This is a genomic window from Rhodococcus baikonurensis (assembly GCF_040489275.1).
In the GTDB taxonomy this organism is placed as follows: domain Bacteria; phylum Actinomycetota; class Actinomycetes; order Mycobacteriales; family Mycobacteriaceae; genus Rhodococcus_F; species Rhodococcus_F baikonurensis.
The window spans coordinates 1-3,561 of the sequence record NZ_JBEUOQ010000057.1 but is presented as its reverse complement, the minus strand read 5'-3'; the positions used below and the strand labels follow the sequence as shown (position 1 = coordinate 3,561).

Annotated in this window: 4 protein-coding genes; all 4 read right to left on the bottom strand. The window is 59.8% G+C overall.

The window, feature by feature from the left end; all coding sequences use genetic code 11:
- A partial coding sequence (locus tag ABWI03_RS34025) for a helix-turn-helix domain-containing protein (protein ID WP_350835280.1) occupies positions 1-446 on the bottom strand: 446 nt, incomplete at its 3' end.
- Between the two features lie 651 nt (positions 447-1,097).
- Complete coding sequence (locus tag ABWI03_RS34020) at positions 1,098-1,679, bottom strand: hypothetical protein (RefSeq protein ID WP_037132137.1); 582 nt, start codon at positions 1,677-1,679, stop codon at positions 1,098-1,100.
- 286 nt (positions 1,680-1,965) lie between these two features.
- Positions 1,966-2,613, bottom strand: a complete 648-nt coding sequence (locus tag ABWI03_RS34015; RefSeq protein ID WP_003945380.1) for a peptidase dimerization domain-containing protein — start codon at positions 2,611-2,613, stop codon at positions 1,966-1,968.
- Positions 2,614-2,615: 2 nt separating this feature from the next.
- Positions 2,616-3,146 carry a M20/M25/M40 family metallo-hydrolase gene (locus ABWI03_RS34010; RefSeq protein WP_003945383.1) on the bottom strand — a complete coding sequence of 177 codons (531 nt, stop codon included), beginning with the start codon at positions 3,144-3,146 and terminating at the stop codon, positions 2,616-2,618.
- Between the last annotated feature and the right edge of the window lie 415 nt (positions 3,147-3,561).

Here is a 3,561-nt window from a genome sequence, read left to right as displayed (position 1 = left end):
TTCTTGACGTCGACGTGGACCATCTGACCAGGTCGCTTGGCGGCGATGACCTGGGGTTTTCGGTTGGTTTCGCCGTTCGGGTCGATGAACCGGCGACGGTGCAATCCCAGGCTCCGCAGGATTCTCGTGACCGTCCGACGAGCAATGACGATGCCGTCGGTGCCCAGTTCGAACGTGATTCGTGAAGCCGACCATTTCCGGCTCCGGCGCATTGCTTCGATCTCGGCCACAAGCCCTGCCGCTGTAGCGGTCGGTTGATGGTGCGGCGTGCTGGATCGGTCCTGTAATCCCAGGTCACCGTACTTGCGATACCGGTTGACCCACTTGGAGGCGCATTGTCGGGAGATGCCCATTTCGGCGGCGACGTGGGCGATCGGGCGGTCGTGACACCGCTCGATCAGGCGTCGTCTTCCCTCGACGGTGAGTGGGGCATTACGGTGTGTCACAGGGCTGGTCCTTCTTGGTCGAGAACGGCTATGTCGCAATTCCTATTCTCGCGCCGAGGACCAGCCCGTCTACTTCAGTCCCGCGTCATCAACGTCCGTACCCGCAACATCTAGTTCGGCAACGACGACATACGTCTGTGCGGTCAAAGGCTTGAATCCTTTCGTTGTCAAGGTCAGTGCCTAAGTCCAGGTGAGCGAAAGCAGATCGGGTTTCCCCAACCGCGCCACTTCAGCGAGGCGGCGTTTGAGATCCCACATCAACCGCTGGTTTGTGCCGAATCGTTCTCCACGCCCGACGACCGCTAGCTGTCTTCGAGAATATGGTGCCTGTCTGGCTGCCAGACGACTAGATGACCTGATTCCGTGGTAAGGAGGTGAACGAGGAAAACCGGAAAGCACGATGCTGCGAGTAGTGATCACCCGCGTGATTGCGGTGCGAGCGCCTGTGTCGACACTGACGATCGCGAACACCTGACACCTTCCGTCCTCACTAAGATCGTCTTGATGGCACCGATTGGACAGCTTTCACTGGCAGTCAGGGTGACTCATCAAGTCCTGCCTAACCCGACAAGAACACCGATATGATCGCGGCACCTCGCATTTCGTATCATATTGCAGTACAGAATAATTCGGTCACTTACTAATACAGAGTCAAGAGTTGTCGACGGCGGCGATCTGCCTTGTCCACGCATACCACGCCACTCCGCAGAACGCTGCTACCATCACGAGGTCGGCGACGATTGCTACGGGCACCTCACGCGTAGCTCGGGCGATCGGGAACGCAACCGCCGCGATGAGCACTAGGACAGCGCAGGCCGGCGGAACCGTGCGGGCACGCCACTGCATGGTTCCAAACACAACAAGCGCGAAGGGAAAGGTCGGCCCCGCGAGCAGCAACATGATTGTGCCGGCCGTCGGGTAGCCGGCGAACGACGCTAGTGCCGAACTGTCGTCGACGCCGAAGACACCCTCGAAGAAACCTTGCAGCCCGAACGCGACAGTCCCGAACATGCCTACCAGCACCAGCAAGAACCACAGCCCAGACACAACCGGGAAGGGGGCACGCAGCTTCTCGTACTCACCTAGGAGCCCGAACACCCACGGCACGGTCGATACAGCGATGAGCATGCCACCGACCACTCCGTAATGCCCGTCGTTCCAGAACAGCGGCGAAAGCCCAAAAATCGCCGGACCCACAATCAGTCCTAGTATTTGCATCCGTGCAATAAGCATGGACCGACCATAGCCGTTCAGCGAAATAGGACTGGGCGAAACTGTCAATGATCGCGTCCATATCCGGCTGAACGGCGAAGCTCAAGATCAGAATGTCGGCAACCGACTGGATTCATAGAGTCGATCATGCGCCTTGCCCACGATTCCCGTGTAGACAATCAGATCTAGATGGGCGGGTTGAGTACGAAACGTCGACGGCGACGATCATGTGCACAGTTACGCCGTCGGTCCGACTAACTTCGTCGTCTTGGCGGTGAAGACGCGTGCGTGTGGCCCTCGACCAGGCTCAGACTCGCAACCACTCCCGAGTGGCGATCACCAAGGCAGCGACCCCACGGTTAAGTGTCGGTTGAACTTCCGGAGCGAAATAGGCCGAGTGGTTCGATGGGATATCGCGGTCGATGCTCCCTGCCTCCGCAGCGGCCCGATACGTTGCCGGGTGCGTACCCCCGAGAATCCAGTAGACCAACGGCGCACTCGCAGCAGTAGCGAGCAAACCGACATCCTCGCTTCCCGAGACCTGCCCGGGGTCAAAGACCGTGTCGTCGCCGAACGCCGACCGGAACGCGACCATCGTGCGCTCAGTAGCATTGTCTCCATTGACCGTAACGGGAAAAGACTCCGCCCGCACGATCACAGGATCCGGCGCTCCGGACGCTGCCGCCTCGGCACTCACGATGCGCTCGATCGCAGCCAACATACGCTCCCGCACATCCTCACTGTAGGAGCGAATGGTCAGGCCAAGCTCCGCGCTGTCAGGGATGATGTTGTTCTTTGTGCCGGCGTTGAGCCGCCCAACGGTAACCACCGCGGTCTCCTTCGGCGCAATCTCCCGGGAGACAATGGTCTGCAACCGCCCGACGATGGACGAAGCGATGACGATCGGATCGATCGTGGTCTCGGGCCTCGATCCGTGTCCACCACGTCCCTGCACCGTTATGTCGATGCTGTCAGCTGAAGCGAAGGCCGCGCCAGAGTGAGCTCCGACCATCCCGGCGGGTGCGGGCCCGACGTGCTGGCGAGTACGACATCCGGTATCGGCACTCTTTCATACAGCCTGTCGTCGAGCATTGCCTGCGCGCCGCGCCCGACCTCCTCGGCTGGCTGAAACACAGCCACGACCGTGCCACTCCAATCCCCCCGCGTCGCGGCAAGCTCCCGAGTCGCGCCGATCAGACAGGCAACATGCACGTCATGCCCGCACGCGTGCATGACACCTGATGTGATGCTGGCATACGCCAGACCAGTGGCCTCCACCACCGGCAATGCATCCATGTCAGCTCGCAGCAGCACCGTCGGCCCACTACCGTTCCGAAGCACACCGACGACCCCCGTGGCTCCGACGCCCTCGATAACAGCGAACCCTGCGGCCCGAAGTTCCGCGGCAGCGATTGCAGCCGTGCGTGTTTCTTCGAAGGAAAGTTCTGGATGCGCATGCAGGTCGCAGTAGAGCTCGTCAAGGTTCACGTACCCATCATGCCGTGTCCATCCAGGGCACAGCCCGACTGGGGCAACCTCAAATTCTTTCAAGCAAGTTTCGACCAACTCGACGCCACCGACCCAACGCTCTCAGGAGATCGTTACAAGCATGGGCTGGGTCTACGCGCAGCCAAAACGCGTTGGACAGCATCGAAATGCGTATAGCGGCATTGGGACCCACAAAAGGCACCCAAACATCACGCTCTTGGAATCTTCCGACCATGTGGATACCAACCTCGGCGGATCCAACCGATTTCATCACCCAATATTCCCAAAACAACACCACTCCCGTTCGCTACGATGCATCCGGGAGTGTCCGATTAACGGTGGATCCGACCTTGATGTCGGTTAGTTACCGTTCAGGGTGATGCGTCCTTCGAAGGTGATCGCAAACGCATTGAGC

What these genes read in the sequence shown, in the direction of transcription:
- ABWI03_RS34020 (WP_037132137.1), bottom strand. Translation starts at nt 1,679, where the DNA reads ATGCTTATTGCACGGATGCAAATACTAGGACTGATTGTGGGTCCGGCG.